Raw genomic sequence first — 15521 nt, forward strand, 5'->3', positions numbered from 1 at the left:
CGGACGCCGTGAACAGATTGCGGAGAACACATGGACAGCGTAAGCAGCCTGCTTAACTCGATTGCCGGCGTCGGCCGCGATCCGATCCGCGGCGGCTATTCCCGGCCGGTGTACTCCCATGCCGAGCTGGAGTTGCGGGAATGGTTCGCCGTGGAAGCCGGCAAGCGCGGGCTCGAGGTGGAAACCGACCGCAACGGCCTCGTCTGGGCCTGGTGGGACAATGACAACAATAACGACGGCGCCGGCCGCGAAGGCGCACTGGTCACCGGCAGCCACCTGGACTCCGTTCCCGGCGGCGGAGCATTCGACGGCCCGCTCGGTGTGGCATCAGCGCTTGCCGCCGTCGACCTGCTCAAGGCGCGCGGTGTGCAGCCCCGGAGATCCCTTGCCGTCACAGTGTTTCCGGAGGAGGAGGGCTCCCGGTTTGGGGTCGCTTGCCTAGGGTCCAGGCTCCTCAGTGGTGCCATCGACCCGGACAGAGTGCGGAACCTTGTGGATCCGGACGGAAATACCTTTGCCGATGTCAGCCGTGCCAACGGAATCGATCCCGGGCGGCTGGGCAGGGACGATGAAGCGCTGCGCAACATCGGTGACTTCGTGGAACTCCACGTCGAACAAGGCCGCGCCCTGATCGACCTCAACTCCGCTGTGGCCGTGGGATCATCGATCCTTGGCCACGGCCGCTGGAAGCTGCGCATCAGCGGCCAGGGAAACCACGCCGGCACCACCCTGATGGAAGACCGGGCAGACCCCATGGTGGCAGCGGCCCAGATAATCCTCGCCATCCGCAAAACGGCAGCCGCTCAATCCCATGCCCGCGCAACGGTGGGCAGGCTCCAACCAATTCCAGGCGGCACCAACGTCATCGCCTCCCGCGTGGACCTCTGGCTGGACGTCCGTCATCCGGAGGACGCCGTCACGTCTTCCTTGGTGGAAGCCATCCACGGGCAGGCGCAGAAGACCGCAGCCTTCGAAGGCTGCACGGTCTCGCTCACCGAGGAATCCTTCAGCGGCACCGTTCACTTCGATCCCGCGCTCCAGCGCCAACTGCAGAACACGTTGAAGAATCCGCCCACTCTGCCCACCGGAGCCGGACACGACGCCGGAGTGTTGGCCGCCGTCGTGCCCTCCGCCATGCTCTACATCCGCAATCCCACCGGCATCAGCCACTCGCCGGAAGAATTTGTTGAGCGCGATGACGCGGACCTGGGAGCAGCTGCGCTCGCAGACGTACTGGAAGACCTCCTGTGAACGAAAGTGTGCGGCCCGGAGCTGTGTGGTGCGAGCAGGCCTGGCTCGGCGGAAGCGACGGGGTGAAAACCGGAGTCCGCGCAGAGCTCGACGGCAACGGCGTTGTCGCACGGGTGACAACCGGTGCGGAACCCCGAGAAGGCGATCTGACGCTGCACGGGGTTGCCTTCCCTGCTGCCGCCAACGCGCATTCGCATGCATTCCACCGGGTACTCCGGGGCCGGACCCACGCCTCCGGGGTGGGTACGTTCTGGACCTGGCGGCGGGAAATGTACCGCGCGGCGAACGCCCTGACACCGGCGCTGTATGAGGAACTGGCCACAGCGGTCTATACGGAGATGGTGGTCACCGGTTGGACCAGCGTCGCCGAATTTCACTACGTCCACCACCGCCCCGACGGGAGTCCGTACACAGCTGACGACGACGGCGCCCATGCCATGGAGCACGCCCTTGCCCGGGCTGCGGTGACGGCCGGTATCAGGCTCACCCTCCTGGACACCTGCTACCTCGCAGGGGGATTCGACGAGCCAACCAGCCCGGAACAGGGCAGATTCAGCGACGGCGGTGCCGGAGCCTGGCTGGACCGGTTCACATCCTTGCGAAAGTCGATCGCCGGAGAGTTTGATCCCTCTTTGGTCAGCGTGGGAGCGGCGCTGCACTCCGTCCGGGCAGTGCCCGAAGAGGAGCTGTCATTGATCGCGGAGCGGCTGCCCCGCGACGTGCCCCTGCACATCCACCTGTCGGAGCAGAAGCCGGAGAATGCGGCCTGCCTGGCCCGGACCGGCCTGACCCCAACCGGGCTGCTCCACAAACACGGTCTCGTGACCGACCGCCTGTCAGCGGTTCATGCCACCCACCTGACCGACGAGGATATCCGGACCCTTGGCTCAGCGGGAGCCACCGTGGTGATGTGCCCCACCACCGAGGCGGACCTCGCCGACGGTATCGGGCCCGCCTCCGCCCTCCGCGGCGCCGGCGCGCAGATTGCGCTGGGCACTGACCAGCACGCTGTTGTGGACCCGTGGCAGGAGATGCGGGCCCTTGAATACGGCGAACGATTTGCGTCGGGGGAGCGCGGGCGGTTTGCCCCGGCCAACCTGCACTTCAGTGCCTCCGACGCAGGCTCACGCTCGCAGGCAAGGCAATTCCCGGGCCTCGAACCGGGACGGGTCTGCGACCTCATGGTGCTGAACCCGCGGAGCACCCGCACTGCCGGATCAGAGCCCGGCCAGCTCGCAATGACCGCCACGGCACAGGACGTGACCGCCGTCGTCGTTGGCGGCAGGATCATTGCCCGCGGCGGGGTGCACACAGTGCTCGGCGATCCAGCGGATTTGCTTGCCGCCGCCATAGCCAAGGTGGGCCAGGCTGCGAAAGGAGCCGCATGAGCACCCTCATCACCAACATCGGCGAACTCATGACCCAGGACCGCGACCACACAGTGCTACGGAATGCCGCCGTGGTTCTGGAAGGGGAGAGGATCAGCTGGGTCGGCGCCTCAACAGCCGCGCCGGCGGCAGACGATCAGTACGACGCCGAAGGCCGCGCCTGCCTGCCGGGCTGGGTAGACAGCCACACGCACCTCGTCTTTGCCGGGGACCGGACGGCTGAGTTTGAGGCACGCATGGCGGGTGAGGACTATGCGGCGGGAGGCATCGCTGTCACCACCCAGGCCACGCGGAACGCCTCCGACTATGACCTCACCAGGCTGCTGCTGGGCCGCGTGGCAGAGGCCCAAGCCGGAGGAACCACCTATCTCGAAACGAAAACCGGCTATGGGCTGGACGTCGACCACGAAGCGCGCAGCGCCCGCATCGCCGCAACGGCCGTGGACGAAGTGACCTACCTGGGCGCACATCTGGTTCCCGCGGGCATCGACGCCGACGACTATGTGCAACTGGTCGCCGGCCCGATGCTCGCCGCCGTGAGGCCCTACGTGCAGTGGGCCGATGTGTTCTGCGAACGAGGAGCCTTCACCCCCGAGCAGAGCCGCGAGGTGCTGACTGCGTGCCGCGAAGCCGGTCTGGGCCTGCGCGTCCATGGAAACCAGCTTGGCCCCGGCGACGGAGTGCAGTTGGCGGTTGAATTCAGCGCAGCCAGCGTGGACCACGTCAACTACCTGACTGACGGTGATATTGCTGCCCTGGCCGGTTCCTGGTCGGCCTGGGACGGCGGTGCGGGAGCCCGCGGTACCGTAGCCGCCTGCCTACCGGCCTGCGACCTCTCCACCCGCCAGCCTTTGGCACCCGGGCGGCAATTGCTGGACGCCGGGGTACAGATCGCATTGGCGTCCAACTGCAATCCCGGCACCTCCTACACCACGTCGATGGCTTTCTGCGTGACCACGGCGGTGCTGCAGATGGGACTCAGCGTCCACGAGGCGGTGCGCGCCGCGACCTGGGGCGGTGCGCTAGCGCTGCACCGCGAAACCGGAATGGACGACGACGGCGCCCGCGCCGTAGGCTCCATCGTCGTCGGGCATCGGGCTGACCTGCAGCTCCTCAAGGGTCCCTCCGCAACCCATCTCGCCTACCGGCCGGGCATCCCGCTCACCCACGCGGTCTGGCGGAAGGGGCATCGCATCGTCTGATCCGCCGGTTCGACCTACGGCGAAAGAATTCCGTCTGAAGTATTGGTCAATACAGGAAAAAGTCCTCTAGACTGTTTATGATTGATATAGATGCTTAATGGTCAAGAACAATCATCAACAATGAATTAAGAATGATTGATTGACCGAAACACAAGGAGTTTGACGCAGATGGCCCAGCAGATCGATCACACCACGGCACTGCCGGGAACCTACATGGACCTGGAACTTCGTTCGCAGCCGGATGTGTGGCTCCAAGCACTCCAGCAGTCTGCCACCGAAAATCTTCTTCCAGCGGACGGTCTGCGCGTGGCCGTTGTGGGCTGTGGCACCTCCTGGTTCATGGCACAGTGCTATGCCGCAGCGCGGGAAGCGGTGGGCAAAGGAGTAACGGATGCTTTCGCGGCGTCGGAGGCCCCGAACCTGGGGAACCGCGGCTACGACGCGGTGGTAACGATCACCCGGTCCGGAACCACCACTGAAGTACTCCAACTCCTGACTGAACTCAAGGGTTTCATCCCGACGGTCGCGGTGATCGGGGATGTTGAATCACCCATCATCGGACTTGCCGACACTGTGATCGGCCTCCCGTACGCGGATGAGCGATCAGTTGTGCAGACGCGGTTCGCCACCACTGCGCTGGTCTACCTGCTCAGCTCGCTGGGCATGAACCTGGAGAAGGCAGTGGAAGATGCGCGGGACGCGCTGCGTGAGGAAATCGGGCCGGAGCTCCTGGAGGCGGAGCAGTTCACCTTCCTGGGAACCGGCTGGACCGTTGGCTTGGCACACGAAGCCGGACTGAAAATGCGCGAGGCCGTTCAGGGATGGACTGAGTCGTATCCCGCCATGGAATACCGCCACGGACCCATCTCCATTGCGGCGCCCGGCCGGGTAGTCTGGCTGTTCGGAAATACCGTGGACGGACTTGAAGGGGATGTGCGACGCACCGGCGCCCTGTTCGTTCACTCCCGGCGCCACCCGCTCGCCGAGCTGGTGCGGTTGCACAAGGTCACCCTGGACCGTGCACTTGCCCGCGGCCTCGACCCTGACCAGCCGCGTAACCTGACACGCTCAGTCATTCTCGACGGCTAGGTGGCCACGATGTCCTCCGCTGAAACCACCACGCCCCGGCAAGCGGCGCCACCGCCCAACGTCCACGGCGCTTCAGTACTCACCGTCGACGTTGGCGGAACCGACCTGAAATCCGCCCTCTCGGATGCAGCCGGCGCACTGGCGGATGTTCGGCGGGTTGGAACTCCGCGCAGCGTTGACCATCCGGGAGACGCGGTGGTGGAACGCACGGTTGAGCTGCTGAATGAATACCGGCTTGCCTGGCCGGACCGCCCCATCGGTGCCATCGGAATGATTGCCCCGGGACTGGTGGATGAAGTGCGGGGTGTGGGTGTTTTTTCGGCGAATCTTGGGTGGCGGGACTACCCGTTCGCAGAGCGGGTCAACGCGATCACCGGCCTGCCCGTGACTTTTGGGCACGACGTCGGCGCGGCCGGAGAAGCCGAAGTCCGGCTGGGTGCCGCTCAGGGATTGTCCGACGTGGTGGTCATGATCATCGGAACCGGGATCGCTGCCGCAGTGTTCTGCGGTGGACAGCGGGTGCAGGGCGGGGGATTCGCCGGTGAGGTTGGCCATGCCCAGGTGCCCGGTGGAGAACGCTGCGCCTGCGGAGCCATGGGGTGCCTGGAAACTGTCGGATCCGCCGGCGCAATTGCCAGGCGCTACTCTCAGCGCTCGGGTGTTGCAGTGGATGGGGCACGGGAGGTGCTGAAGCTGGCCCAGTTAGGAGATCGGCATGCTGCAGACGTGGTCGACGACGCGGTTGCAGCTCTGGCGTTCAGCGTGGGACAGCTTGCAGCGACGCTCGGAACGGAAGCCGTGGTTATTGGCGGTGGCCTGGCCCAGGCCGGTGAGCAACTGTTCGATCCGTTGCGCAGGGCCGTCGACAATGCGCTCTCCTTCCACCGCCGGCCCCGCCTGCTGGCTGCCCGGATGGGGCAGGACGCCGGTCTGATCGGTGCCGCACTGCGGGCCCGCGGTCTGTTGGAAACCCCATGAACACCAGCGACGACGGCACGGAGGCCGGGTACCGGCTGACTGGTCCAGTGGTCACGGTTACCCCAAATCCGGCGGTCGACCTGACCTACTCGGTTGACGGCATCACAGCCGGACACACGCACCGTATGCCGCCTCCGCTGAGCCGCGCAGGCGGCAAGGGTTTGAACGTAGCACGCGTGATTCACGCCGCCGGTTACCCAACCCTGGCCATCGCCACGGCTGGAGCAGGCACAGGCGCCGAGTTTTCCGCCGAACTGCAGTCAAGCGGGGTGCCCCACGAACTGGTGCCCGTTGCCGCGCCCACCCGCCGGAGCCTGGCCTTCGTGGACACAGCGGACAATGAGACCAGCATCTTCAACGAGCAGGGCGGACGCCTCTCTCCTTCTGAATGGAGCGCACTGGACGCGCTCATCGCAGACAAGCTGGCGGGAGCAGGCTGCCTGGTGGGATCCGGCAGCCTGCCCGAAGATGCACCCGCAGACTTCTATCCCCGCCTCGTGGCGAAGGCCGCGGAGTTCAAAGTTCCCTGCATCATCGACACGTCTGGAAGCGCGCTTCTGAAGGCCGCCGACGCCGGAGCGGACGTGCTCAAACCAAATCACCACGAACTGATGGGGGCCACGGGCATCGGCACTCTCGATGCCGCAGCCGCCAACCTGCTGGACCGGGGCGTCAGGCTCCTGTTCGTGAGCTGCGGAGCCGACGGGCTTCGGGCCTACAGCGCCGACGACCGCTCGCGCGCCTGGCATGCCCGGCTGCCGGAGCCGCTCACCGGCAATCCAACCGGAGCCGGCGATGCCGCCGTCGCCGCGATCGCCGTCGTTCTCGCCGCCGGCGTGACGGATCCCCGCGCCATGTTGACGCTTGCTGCCTCCTGGTCCGCAGCAGCTGTCCTCATGCCGGCCGCAGGCGAGATCCACCACAGCCACGCAGACCTTACCGCCTGCCTTGAGTTGACGAGCGTCCCCACCCGCCAACCTACCGAAATGGACCACGCATCATGACCCTGGCATCCACCCGCGAACTCATGGCGGACGCCGCCCGCGCCGGAACCGGGATCGGTGCCTTCAACGTCATCCAGTTGGAGACCGCCCAGGGCCTGGTGGCAGGCGCGGAGAAGGCGGGGTTACCCGTCATCCTGCAGGTATCGGAGAACTGTATCGCCTACCACGGGGGCCTGGAGCCCATTGGACTGGCAACCCTGGCGGTGGCACGAGCAGCGTCCGTGCCGGTTGCGGTGCACCTGGACCATGCAGAGGACCCGGAGCTGGCCATGCGGGCGGTGGATCTGGGGTTTGGTTCCGTCATGTACGACGGCGCTCACCTCGACTTCGCGGACAACGTTGCCACCACGGCGCGGGTCGCCGCGTACGCGCATCAGCGCGGTATCTATGTCGAGGCGGAACTTGGCAAAGTGGGCGGCAAGGATGGCGCGCACGCGCCGGGCGTGCGCACGGACCCGCGGGAGGCCGCCGATTTTGTCGCTGCAACCCGGGTGGATGCCCTCGCCGTCGCGGTCGGTTCCTCACATGCGATGACGCAGCGCAGCGCGGAACTGGACCTCGAACTGATTGCACGGCTGCGCGACGCACTGTCCGTTCCACTGGTGTTGCACGGCTCCTCGGGTGTGGCGGATGGGACAATTGCCGCGGCAATCCACGCAGGCATGACCAAAATCAACGTCTCCACCCACCTCAACGGCTTCTTCACCCGTGCAGTCCGGGCATTCCTGAACGCCAACCCCGACGTTGTCGACCCGCGAAAGTACGTCGCCGAGGGCCGTGCGGCGTTGGTGCCCGAAACGGCACGGCTCCTGACATTGTTCGCCGGCAAACCAGGCACCACCACCATTGAAAGGGTCCTGTGATGAAACGAGGTGAACGGCTCAATGCCATTCTCGACCTGTTGTCCGAGTCCAACCAGGTGGACGTTGATGACATCGTGAGCAAGCTGTCGGTGTCTCCAGCCACGGCCCGGCGCGACCTGGACAGCCTCGCTTCCCAACGCCTCTTGACCAGGACAAGGGGCGGAGCGACCATCGAGTCGGTGGCCTACGACCTGCCGGTGCGCTACAACCGGGACAATCATGCTGAGCAGAAACGCGCGATCGCCTACGCCGCCAGTGAGCTCATCCCCAAGGGCTCCGTCATTGGCTTGTGTGGGGGGACCACCAGTACCGCCATCGCCTCTGCGCTCAGCATGCGCCGCGACTTGATGGAACCGTCCAACAAGCCCACCCTGACGGTGGTGACCAACGCCATCAACATCGCCGCCCAGCTTGCCGTCCGCCCCAACATCAAAATCATGGTGACGGGAGGGATTGTCAATCCCCGGTCCTATGAGCTGGTGGGCCCTTACACCGACGTTATCCTGCAGCGGGTTGCCCTCGACTTCGCCTTTATCGGGGTCAACGGCCTCGACGCAGTGGTTGGCCCAACGGTCAACGATGAAGGGGAGGCCGCCGTGAACGCCCTTGTGGCACGCAGGGCATCCAAGGCGTACATCGTGGCCGATTCCTCCAAGATCGGCGAACGGTCCTTCGCCACGATGACCGGTTACGTGTTCAGCAACCTCATCACCGACTCCGGCATCACTCCGGAAGAGGTGCAGGCCTTCGAGGAGCATGGAACCAGGGTCATCGTTGCTCCGCCGGTGGACACTGACTAACCGTAAATCCTAACCGTCGACCAAAGCTGCAAGCGGTAAGCGCGGAGACCTCATCACTCGTGTCGGTAAAGTGACTTAGCATGCACGCCAACCCGCCCGGACCACAACCATTGGAACCCCGCCAGCCGACGTCGTCGTCGGTTCCTGAACCCGGCAGGCGCCGGATCACGGCGGAGATCCTGATTGTGTTGGGGCTTTCCCTGGGACAGTCCGCCGTGTACGCCGCTGTCGATCTGATCGACAAGCTCACCCAGGCGCCGTTGGCTTCCCAGACCACCCGCCTGAACCCCGTTCTCGATGACAGGCAGTACTTTGACCTGACCTACCAGTTGCTGAGTATCTTCTTTGCCCTGGTTCCGGTGGTGCTGGTATTATTCCTGCTGACTGAACCGGGGAAGTCGGCGTTTCGCCGGCTGGGCTTCACCTTCACCAACCCCAAGGTGGACTTTGGCCTGGGCCTAGGCCTGGCGGCCGTTATCGGCGTCGGAACCCTAGGCGTCTACGCGGCCGGCCGCGCACTCGGACTGACGACGGCGATCGTTCCCACGGCGCTCGATACGTACTGGTGGACGCTGCCCGTGCTGGTGCTCTCTGCGGTCAGGCATGCAGTGCTTGAGGAAGTGATTGTGGTGGGCTACCTGTTTGAACGGTTGGGCCACCTACGGTGGTCGGTACCAGCCATCATTGTGGTGTCAGCGCTGATTCGGGGCAGCTATCACTTGTACCAGGGGTTTGGCCCATTCATCGGAAACGTGGTGATGGGGCTTATCTTTGGCTATGCCTACACCAGGACCAAACGGGTGATGCCGCTGGTGGTGGCCCACGCGCTGCTCGATATCGCAGGATTTGTGGGCTTTGCCCTGTTTGGGCCGGCCATAGGTATTGGCAGCTGATCGCGGGTGTGAACCGACTCAGATTGTGACTGGACCTTTGGCTGTTTCGAAGGTGACCGACATGATTCCAGGGGTTCCGTTCGGCGCAACCCATTCCACGTCAACGTCCTCCAACGGATGGGTTGCGGGGGTTCCGAGCCACTCGGCAACCCGGTCGGAGGACCCGGCGATGGTGAGGGCGTTCAGCTTCACAGTTGCTTCGCGTGCCTGTGATGGATGGATGGCTTCAGTGCCATCATCCCAGCGGATCATGTACGGGACCTGCGGGTCTGCAATGAGCCCTTTGATGCCAATCTGCTGCCACGTCAGCTCCTGACCATCCGGGAACTTTCTGTTGCCGGGAACGGAGCTTCGGCCGAGCCGCTGCTCGAAGGGCATAAGGTCATCCACTGCAACGCACCAGCCCATCCACCCGCCACCGGCTTCGGAGCGGGCACGGACGGCCTGGCCAAATGGAGCCTTGTCCGAGGCGGGGTGCGAAAGAACCTCCACCACTTCAAGATACTGGCCGTTAACTAGGGGGATGATCATATTGCGCGTGCCGAAACGGGGATGGACTCCTCCCCGCACAAAGTCGACGCCAAGGGCGTCCGAAATTCGCTCAGCGGTGGCAGCGAGACCGTCGGGTTCACAGGCATAAGAGACATGATCCAAGCGCATGGCTTCATCTTGGCACTTTGTGATGGGCGTCTCGACTAAGGGTTGCCTTACCTGATCTTTGCGGGGGATTGACTGTTTCACAGCGGGTCACATATTTGCGGGTTCAAGAGGGTTTCGGGTTTCCTTGGAACAGGTCACGAGTGACAGCACGGCGCTTCGCGAAGCGCGCCAATTGCCCCGGCTTGCTGGACGGCAACCCTCCTCACGCGGCGGGGTGCCCCGGGTGACGACCAGGCGGCGGACAGAAGTTCGCTGCAAGCGCGGATTCGAGGTGGCATTTTCAAATGACAGGCATCACAACGGCTGAAGCGGACCAGAGCGTGGGTGCGTCCCCGGGAGTGCAGGCGAAGCCCATCGGCGGTATCTCACTGGAAACGGGCGGACACCTGCCCAATGTGTCTCTGGCCTACGAGACCTGGGGAACACTCAACGCAGCCGGCACCAACGCGGTCCTCGTTGAACATGCGTTGACCGGCAGTTCCCACGTTGCCAGAGGTGATTCCAGCGAGGACGGTTGGTGGGATGACCTGGTGGGCCCGGGGAAGACTGTTGACACCAACCGGTTCTGCGCCGTCTCCATCAACATGCTGGGAGGCTGCTACGGCTCAACCGGGCCCGCCTCGCCGGATCCGGAGGGCCGGCCGTGGGGATCGCGGTTCCCTTTCGTCACCATCAGGGACTCCGTTCGGGCAGAGGCGCTGCTGGCCGACCGGCTGGGGATCGACCAATGGCACTCCGTCATCGGCGGTTCGATGGGTGGCGCCAGAGCGCTGGAATGGGCCGTCATGTACCCGGAAAGGGTGGCCCGTTGCGCGGTCATCGCGTGCACGGCAGCCAGTTCGGCCGAACAGATTGCCTTTGCTCAGGCCCAGTTGCAGGCGATCCGGCTGGATCCGCTCTTCGCGGGGGGGGACTATTACGGACATGCCAGCCCTGTCGAGGGGCTGGGGCTCGCCCGAAGAATCGCCCATATCACCTACCGGTCGGAGCCGGAGTTGGATCACCGGTTTGGCCGTGCGGCGCAGGGCGAGGAGACACCTTTCGGATCGCCGGATCCGGCCATGCGCGGCCGCTATCAGGTGGAAAGCTATCTTGATCACCAGGCTGAGAAGCTGGTGGGCCGGTTTGATGCCAACAGCTATGTGGTCCTCACCGAAGCCCTGATGAGCCACGACGTCGCACGCGATCGGGGGCCCCTGGCAGAAGTCCTGAAGCAGACCCGGGCAGAGTTCTTTATAGCCGCGGTGGACTCGGACCGGCTGTACGTCCCCTCCCAGTCCCAGGTGCTCGCCGACGCGCTGCCTGGGACGGTGGACGTGCACACCATCAGCTCGCCCGTGGGGCACGATGCCTTCCTGACCGAGATCGGGCAGCTGGATGAGGCACTCGGGAGTGCGTTCTACGGCGACTAGAGTGCCTCAGAGAATTTTCGTTGTAGATGGCGGCCTTGGAACGGAGGGTGCCCAACACGCTGTCCCGGCTGAGTTCCTCAGCGACGCGGTCCGCCCATCCGCGGTAACCGCCCATGCTCTCCGGGCTGGGATCTCCGATGCCCTCGGCGAAGGAATCGCCCAGGGCAACATAGCGGTTCCAGGGGTGCGGGCGGGCATTGCGGCCCGAATGGGGGACAGCGGAAGCCTGAAAATGGTTCACCATTCCAACCCAGCCGGATGGATTCCTACGCCACCGCAGGCTGGCTTAGCCCGGCGGAGGGCAACGTGCCAAAATGTGCCTATGACTGAATTATCGTCTTCACCCGAGTCCGGCACCACAACAGGCACCGAAACAAGCGCAGGCCCGGCGTCCTCTCCTGTCTGGGCGCCCGTGGTCCTGTGGTCCAGGCCGGAGGAGGAACGTGCCGGCACTCCGCTGCTGGTGCTCCTTCACGGACATCTGGCAAGTGAGGAGGACCTCATGAGCATTGTGGACCACCTCCCGGAAGGCTTCACCATCGCGTCTGTGCGCGCCCCGGTGGCAATGGGGCCCGGGTTTACCTGGTTTCCGCTGGCCCAGGACGCCGGATACACCGTGGAGAAGGCAACCTCGGCCGTCGGGCAGGTGATCGCCTGGCTGGACACCGTCAAAGCGGCGCATCCCAGCGTCAGCCTGCTCGGCTTTTCCATGGGGATGGCAGTGGCCACGTCCATGCTGCGGAACAGGCCAACCGACTTTGCCGCCGTCGTCGGACTGTCAGGTTTTGTTGTCCCCGACGAGGGAAGCAGCTTCTTCAAGGATGGCGAGGTCCAGGCCAACCCGGTTCCGGTTTTCTGGGGCAGGGACCAGGAGGACCAGGTCATCTCCGCAGAGCGTGTCGAATTCACCCATGCCTGGCTGAACGGACACACCAAACTCACCAAGGTGTTGTACGCAAACATGTGGCACAGCATCAGCGTTCAGGAACTGGCCCATGTGCGGGAGTTCCTCGGCATGACTGTTGCCGGCCTCAGCCCTGCACCACGGTAACCGTTACGTCGTTAGCCGTGACAGTGTCCCCGGGGTGGAGTTGGCGCCCACGCCGCACGTCGACCTCCCCGTTGACCTGGACCAGCCCGTTCTCGATCATCTCCTTGGCTTCGGCGCCGTCATCGGCGAGGTTTGCCAGCTTGATCAGCTGGCCAATCCGGATCATTGAATCGCGGATGGCAATGTCGGTGCCGGTCGGGTTGGTTCCTGCTGCTTCGCTCATGGAACCATCATGCCGGAAGTTTTTCCTGCCATAGGGTTAGTGGGTGTCCCACCAGTCTCACCTTCCCGCTGTTATTGGCCTGCCGCTCGCCATGCTGGCCGGGGTGGCAATTCCGCTTCAAGGGCGGGTCAACGGCGCGTTGGGGACACGACTCGACGACGGCATAGCGGCTGCCCTGGTGAGTTTCGGCACCGGATTGGTGTTCATGGTCATCATTTCGCTGACCGTGCCGCGTGGGCGTGCCGGGCTGAAGGAACTGCTTCCCTCCATCCGGGAGCACCGCTTTCCGCGGATCTATCTGGCCGCCGGCATGATTGGTGCCCTTTTTGTCTTTTCGCAGTCACTCACCATTGGGCTGCTGGGTGTTGCGCTGTTCACGGTGGCGGCGGTGATGGGGCAGACGCTCAGCGGGCTGCTGGTGGACCGGGCGGGGATCGGCCCGGGCGGAAGGCGGCGGGTGACCCCTATGCGCCTGATCGGTGTGGTGCTTACCGTGGCCTCAGTGGTGTGGGCGGTATCGCCCCGCCTCGGAGGCACCGGCCAGGTGGCGGAGCTGCTGCTGCCGCTCATGCTGCCGGTGCTGGCCGGCATTATGATGAGCTACCAGCAGGCAATGAACGGCACCGCTGCCGTGCACTACGGCACTCCCATCACCGCAACGCTGGTGAACTTCATTGCAGGCACCTCACTGTTGCTCGCGGCGTGGCTGGTGAAGATCGCCGTGGCCGGCGTCGGTGAGCCGCTGCCCGCCGAATGGTGGTACTACGTGGGCGGGCCAATGGGCTGCGTGTTCATCGGTGTCGGTGCACTGTTGGTGAGGAGCCTCGGGGTGCTGCTCACCGGTTTGGGGATGATCGCCGGCCAGCTGGTGGGTTCGTTGGTGCTGGATCTCCTAGTGCCCACACCGGGCACAGTGATTGCGCTGGCAACGGTCGCCGGCCCCGTCCTCACGCTGGGAGCAATTGTGCTGACCACACTTCCGTGGCCACGACGCACGCGGCGCACCCGGTGAGGTCATCCCAAACGACGGCGGGACGGACCCGTCGGTCCGCCCCGCCACCGTTTCGTGGAGCCTGCTTCTGAGCGGCTACCCGCTGAGATCAGCGATCGGCGAGCTCATGATCGTGGTCATGCTCCGGATGTAGTCCGCCGCCGCTTTCCGTTCCGCCTCCGAGGGGGTTGCCCTCATAACGGTCTGCCTTTTTGCCTTTGCCCTTCACCGGTTCTCCTGCGCCATTCACGTCCACCGTGCTCATGGCGTACGTAAGCGTCAGGTGTGCTATGGCGTCACTCATCTGATCTACAGACTCGATGCTGACATTCCCCGTGTCATCGCAGGCTGCGTGGTAGCAGGAGTCGTAGGCCATACCCGCAACACCGCCGAACAAAGCTGCCTGTTCCTCCGTCTTGATGCCCTCCGCGCCGGTGAACAACCCGCCCGCAGGGATGCCTTCAGCGATGAAGGGTCCGTAGTCGCTGCGGCCGCTGAATGCTGTCTCCCCTGAAGGCAGGTTCTCAGAGGCGAAGTAGTCGTGGAAGTCCTGCTCGATCTGACCTGATCCCGCAGGACCTTCGGCGGCTCCGGGCCCTACCGGGAAGGCAGAGTTGTCGCCGTCATAGACAAATCGGCCAAAGTTTGGTGATCCGATCATGTCGAAGTTGAGGTAGGGACCCACCTTGGCCAGCTCTCCCGATGCTGCGAGGTCGCTGACATAGTGCTCGGCGCCGAGGAGTCCCTGTTCCTCCGCACCCCACCAGGCAAAGCGGACCTTGTTGGCGGTTTTGACCTTTGTCATCGCCTCTGCGACCGCAAGAATAGCCGCGCTTCCGGTGCCGTTGTCGTTGATGCCGCCGCAAGAATAGCCGCGCTTCCGGTGCCGTTGTCGTTGATGCCGGGGCCGGCCTGGACGCTGTCCAGATGCGCACCCACCATGACCACATTGTCGGCGCTGCCGGACGCGGTCTCGGCCAGCACATTATAGGTCTCTCGATTTTCGGACACGGTGTCCACGACAACCCGTCCCGTCACATCATCGCCCAGCAGATCCAGCCAACGTCGTAGGCGGCGCCGAGGACCGGAATGGAGATTCCCGGTGCACCCAGCGTTCCCGCAATGGGGCCAGTGCTTCCCGGAACGCCGGTGTTGAAGATCACGACGGCGGTGGCGCCGGCTGCTTCAGCGTTGCACCAGTGCGATGGATCCGGCCGTGAAGCCTGCGAAGTCGGTGGTTTCGCACCCGCTGGAGTTGGTGGCGCTGACCGATCCCGTGGTGTCGACTGCGGTGATCGCGCCGGTTGTGTCCCCTGCCCCGGAGTAGGTCATGGTTGCGAAGGAATCGCTCGGGTAAACGCGTGATTCCGGGCTGGACTGCGCGAGTACTGACGGGCTCAGCTCCTCGAAGTAAGGACTCGCGACATAATAACTTAGGTTTTATGGTGTGTCGGCTCTAGGATTGTGTTATGGCCGTGGGTGAGCAGTTGATGGAGTCAGCGACAGAGAGGTATACGGTGTTGCGTCCGCATTTGGACGAGCGGCAGCGCCGTTTGTTGTTGGGGGTGGAGGCAACCGGGCTGGGGCGTGGCGGGATCAAGGCGATGGCCATGGCGACCGGGGTCCATCCCGATACCATTGCCCGCGGAGTCCGAGAGATGGCGGGGAATCCCGGGCCGCAGTCGCGGGTGCGGGCACCTGGCGGCGGCCGGAAGA

At 64.5% G+C, this 15521-nt stretch carries 18 protein-coding genes, 2 pseudogenes and 1 riboswitch; of the genes and pseudogenes, 13 read left to right on the plus strand and 7 right to left on the minus strand.

The window, feature by feature from the left end:
- Positions 1 to 30: 30 nt before the first annotated feature.
- The 9 genes from Y708_RS0121755 to Y708_RS0121795 all read left to right on the plus strand — a co-directional run bounded on the left by Y708_RS0121755 (position 31) and on the right by Y708_RS0121795 (position 9468).
- On the plus strand, positions 31 to 1251 hold the full coding sequence (locus tag Y708_RS0121755; protein ID WP_028281539.1) for an allantoate amidohydrolase: 1221 nt from the start codon (positions 31 to 33) through the stop codon (positions 1249 to 1251).
- Positions 1248 to 2639: a formimidoylglutamate deiminase gene (locus Y708_RS27195; protein ID WP_253905926.1), complete on the plus strand. Its 1392-nt coding sequence runs from the start codon at positions 1248 to 1250 to the stop codon at positions 2637 to 2639. The genes Y708_RS0121755 and Y708_RS27195 overlap by 4 nt, the downstream gene beginning before the upstream one ends.
- Positions 2636 to 3841, plus strand: coding sequence for an amidohydrolase family protein (locus tag Y708_RS0121765; RefSeq protein ID WP_028281540.1), 1206 nt, complete (start codon positions 2636 to 2638; stop codon positions 3839 to 3841). The genes Y708_RS27195 and Y708_RS0121765 overlap by 4 nt, the downstream gene beginning before the upstream one ends.
- A 168-nt stretch (positions 3842 to 4009) precedes the next feature.
- Entirely contained in the window at positions 4010 to 4930 is a 921-nt protein-coding gene (locus tag Y708_RS0121770; RefSeq protein WP_051479288.1) for an SIS domain-containing protein, read from the plus strand.
- A gap of 9 nt (positions 4931 to 4939) precedes the next feature.
- Positions 4940 to 5908, plus strand: a complete 969-nt coding sequence (locus tag Y708_RS0121775) for an ROK family protein (protein WP_028281542.1) — start codon at positions 4940 to 4942, stop codon at positions 5906 to 5908.
- A complete protein-coding gene (locus Y708_RS0121780) occupies positions 5905 to 6912 on the plus strand; it encodes a 1-phosphofructokinase family hexose kinase (protein ID WP_051479289.1) in 1008 nt (335 codons plus the stop codon). The genes Y708_RS0121775 and Y708_RS0121780 overlap by 4 nt, the downstream gene beginning before the upstream one ends.
- Positions 6909 to 7775, plus strand: coding sequence for a class II fructose-bisphosphate aldolase (locus tag Y708_RS0121785; protein WP_028281544.1), 867 nt, complete (start codon positions 6909 to 6911; stop codon positions 7773 to 7775). The genes Y708_RS0121780 and Y708_RS0121785 overlap by 4 nt, the downstream gene beginning before the upstream one ends.
- Complete coding sequence (locus tag Y708_RS0121790; protein ID WP_028281545.1) at positions 7775 to 8575, plus strand: DeoR/GlpR family DNA-binding transcription regulator; 801 nt, start codon at positions 7775 to 7777, stop codon at positions 8573 to 8575. Before Y708_RS0121785 ends, Y708_RS0121790 begins: the two co-directional genes overlap by 1 nt.
- Before the next feature lie 80 nt (positions 8576 to 8655).
- Positions 8656 to 9468, plus strand: a complete 813-nt coding sequence (locus Y708_RS0121795) for a CPBP family intramembrane glutamic endopeptidase (RefSeq protein WP_081747120.1) — start codon at positions 8656 to 8658, stop codon at positions 9466 to 9468.
- A gap of 18 nt (positions 9469 to 9486) precedes the next feature.
- Here Y708_RS0121795 and Y708_RS0121800 read toward each other — a convergent pair whose 3' ends face one another.
- Entirely contained in the window at positions 9487 to 10128 is a 642-nt protein-coding gene (locus Y708_RS0121800; RefSeq protein ID WP_028281547.1) for a VOC family protein, read from the minus strand.
- A 132-nt stretch (positions 10129 to 10260) separates the two neighbouring features.
- A riboswitch (SAM riboswitch) is annotated at positions 10261 to 10395 on the plus strand.
- 17 nt (positions 10396 to 10412) lie between these two features.
- Between Y708_RS0121800 and Y708_RS0121805 the strand changes: the two genes are divergently transcribed.
- On the plus strand, positions 10413 to 11540 hold the full coding sequence (locus Y708_RS0121805) for a homoserine O-acetyltransferase MetX (protein WP_028281548.1): 1128 nt from the start codon (positions 10413 to 10415) through the stop codon (positions 11538 to 11540).
- Between the two features lie 64 nt (positions 11541 to 11604).
- Here the strand turns inward: Y708_RS0121805 and Y708_RS31355 are convergent.
- Positions 11605 to 11784 (minus strand): annotated as a pseudogene (locus tag Y708_RS31355) (SGNH/GDSL hydrolase family protein); the annotation flags it as partial.
- 78 nt (positions 11785 to 11862) lie between these two features.
- Here Y708_RS31355 and Y708_RS0121810 point away from each other — a divergent pair.
- On the plus strand, positions 11863 to 12591 hold the full coding sequence (locus Y708_RS0121810) for an alpha/beta hydrolase (RefSeq protein ID WP_028281549.1): 729 nt from the start codon (positions 11863 to 11865) through the stop codon (positions 12589 to 12591).
- Here the strand turns inward: Y708_RS0121810 and Y708_RS0121815 are convergent.
- The gene (locus Y708_RS0121815) at positions 12572 to 12814 is read right to left on the minus strand and encodes an RNA-binding S4 domain-containing protein (RefSeq protein ID WP_028281550.1); all 243 of its coding nucleotides are present in this window, start codon (positions 12812 to 12814) and stop codon (positions 12572 to 12574) included. The two genes, Y708_RS0121810 and Y708_RS0121815, sit on opposite strands and share 20 nt — an antisense overlap.
- Positions 12815 to 12857: 43 nt before the next feature.
- Between Y708_RS0121815 and Y708_RS0121820 the strand changes: the two genes are divergently transcribed.
- On the plus strand, positions 12858 to 13826 hold the full coding sequence (locus tag Y708_RS0121820) for a DMT family transporter (protein ID WP_028281551.1): 969 nt from the start codon (positions 12858 to 12860) through the stop codon (positions 13824 to 13826).
- An 88-nt stretch (positions 13827 to 13914) separates the two neighbouring features.
- On the opposite strand, the gene Y708_RS31360 is transcribed toward Y708_RS0121820, so the two are convergent.
- From Y708_RS31360 to Y708_RS31370, 4 genes are read right to left on the minus strand one after another with little or no spacing between them, the layout of a single operon-like run.
- Entirely contained in the window at positions 13915 to 14661 is a 747-nt protein-coding gene (locus Y708_RS31360) for a M28 family peptidase (protein ID WP_343213008.1), read from the minus strand.
- Positions 14607 to 14825, minus strand: coding sequence for a M28 family peptidase (locus Y708_RS31365; RefSeq protein WP_253905927.1), 219 nt, complete (start codon positions 14823 to 14825; stop codon positions 14607 to 14609). Before Y708_RS31365 ends, Y708_RS31360 begins: the two co-directional genes overlap by 55 nt.
- 14 nt (positions 14826 to 14839) lie before the next feature.
- Positions 14840 to 14968, minus strand: a complete 129-nt coding sequence (locus tag Y708_RS31455) for a hypothetical protein (protein ID WP_275451130.1) — start codon at positions 14966 to 14968, stop codon at positions 14840 to 14842.
- 22 nt (positions 14969 to 14990) lie between these two features.
- On the minus strand, positions 14991 to 15137 hold the full coding sequence (locus Y708_RS31370; RefSeq protein ID WP_253905928.1) for a protease-associated domain-containing protein: 147 nt from the start codon (positions 15135 to 15137) through the stop codon (positions 14991 to 14993).
- A 158-nt stretch (positions 15138 to 15295) separates the two neighbouring features.
- On the opposite strand from Y708_RS31370, the pseudogene Y708_RS30610 reads away from it, so the two are divergent.
- Positions 15296 to 15521: pseudogene (locus Y708_RS30610) on the plus strand (ISAzo13 family transposase); the annotation flags it as partial.

The sequence above is a fragment of the Arthrobacter sp. H5 genome (assembly GCF_000520595.1).
Classification (GTDB): domain Bacteria; phylum Actinomycetota; class Actinomycetes; order Actinomycetales; family Micrococcaceae; genus Arthrobacter_D.

Coding starts and splice junctions, on each gene's coding strand:
- Y708_RS0121795 (WP_081747120.1), top strand. CDS start 8,656: ATGCACGCCAACCCGCCCGGACCACAACCATTGGAACCCCGCCAGCCG.
- Y708_RS0121800 (WP_028281547.1), bottom strand. CDS start 10,128: ATGCGCTTGGATCATGTCTCTTATGCCTGTGAACCCGACGGTCTCGCT.
- Y708_RS0121785 (WP_028281544.1), top strand. CDS start 6,909: ATGACCCTGGCATCCACCCGCGAACTCATGGCGGACGCCGCCCGCGCC.
- Y708_RS0121810 (WP_028281549.1), top strand. CDS start 11,863: ATGACTGAATTATCGTCTTCACCCGAGTCCGGCACCACAACAGGCACC.
- Y708_RS0121790 (WP_028281545.1), top strand. CDS start 7,775: ATGAAACGAGGTGAACGGCTCAATGCCATTCTCGACCTGTTGTCCGAG.
- Y708_RS0121775 (WP_028281542.1), top strand. CDS start 4,940: ATGTCCTCCGCTGAAACCACCACGCCCCGGCAAGCGGCGCCACCGCCC.
- Y708_RS0121815 (WP_028281550.1), bottom strand. CDS start 12,814: ATGAGCGAAGCAGCAGGAACCAACCCGACCGGCACCGACATTGCCATC.
- Y708_RS0121805 (WP_028281548.1), top strand. CDS start 10,413: ATGACAGGCATCACAACGGCTGAAGCGGACCAGAGCGTGGGTGCGTCC.
- Y708_RS0121780 (WP_051479289.1), top strand. CDS start 5,905: ATGAACACCAGCGACGACGGCACGGAGGCCGGGTACCGGCTGACTGGT.
- Y708_RS0121765 (WP_028281540.1), top strand. CDS start 2,636: ATGAGCACCCTCATCACCAACATCGGCGAACTCATGACCCAGGACCGC.
- Y708_RS0121755 (WP_028281539.1), top strand. CDS start 31: ATGGACAGCGTAAGCAGCCTGCTTAACTCGATTGCCGGCGTCGGCCGC.
- Y708_RS31370 (WP_253905928.1), bottom strand. CDS start 15,137: ATGACCTACTCCGGGGCAGGGGACACAACCGGCGCGATCACCGCAGTC.
- Y708_RS0121770 (WP_051479288.1), top strand. CDS start 4,010: ATGGCCCAGCAGATCGATCACACCACGGCACTGCCGGGAACCTACATG.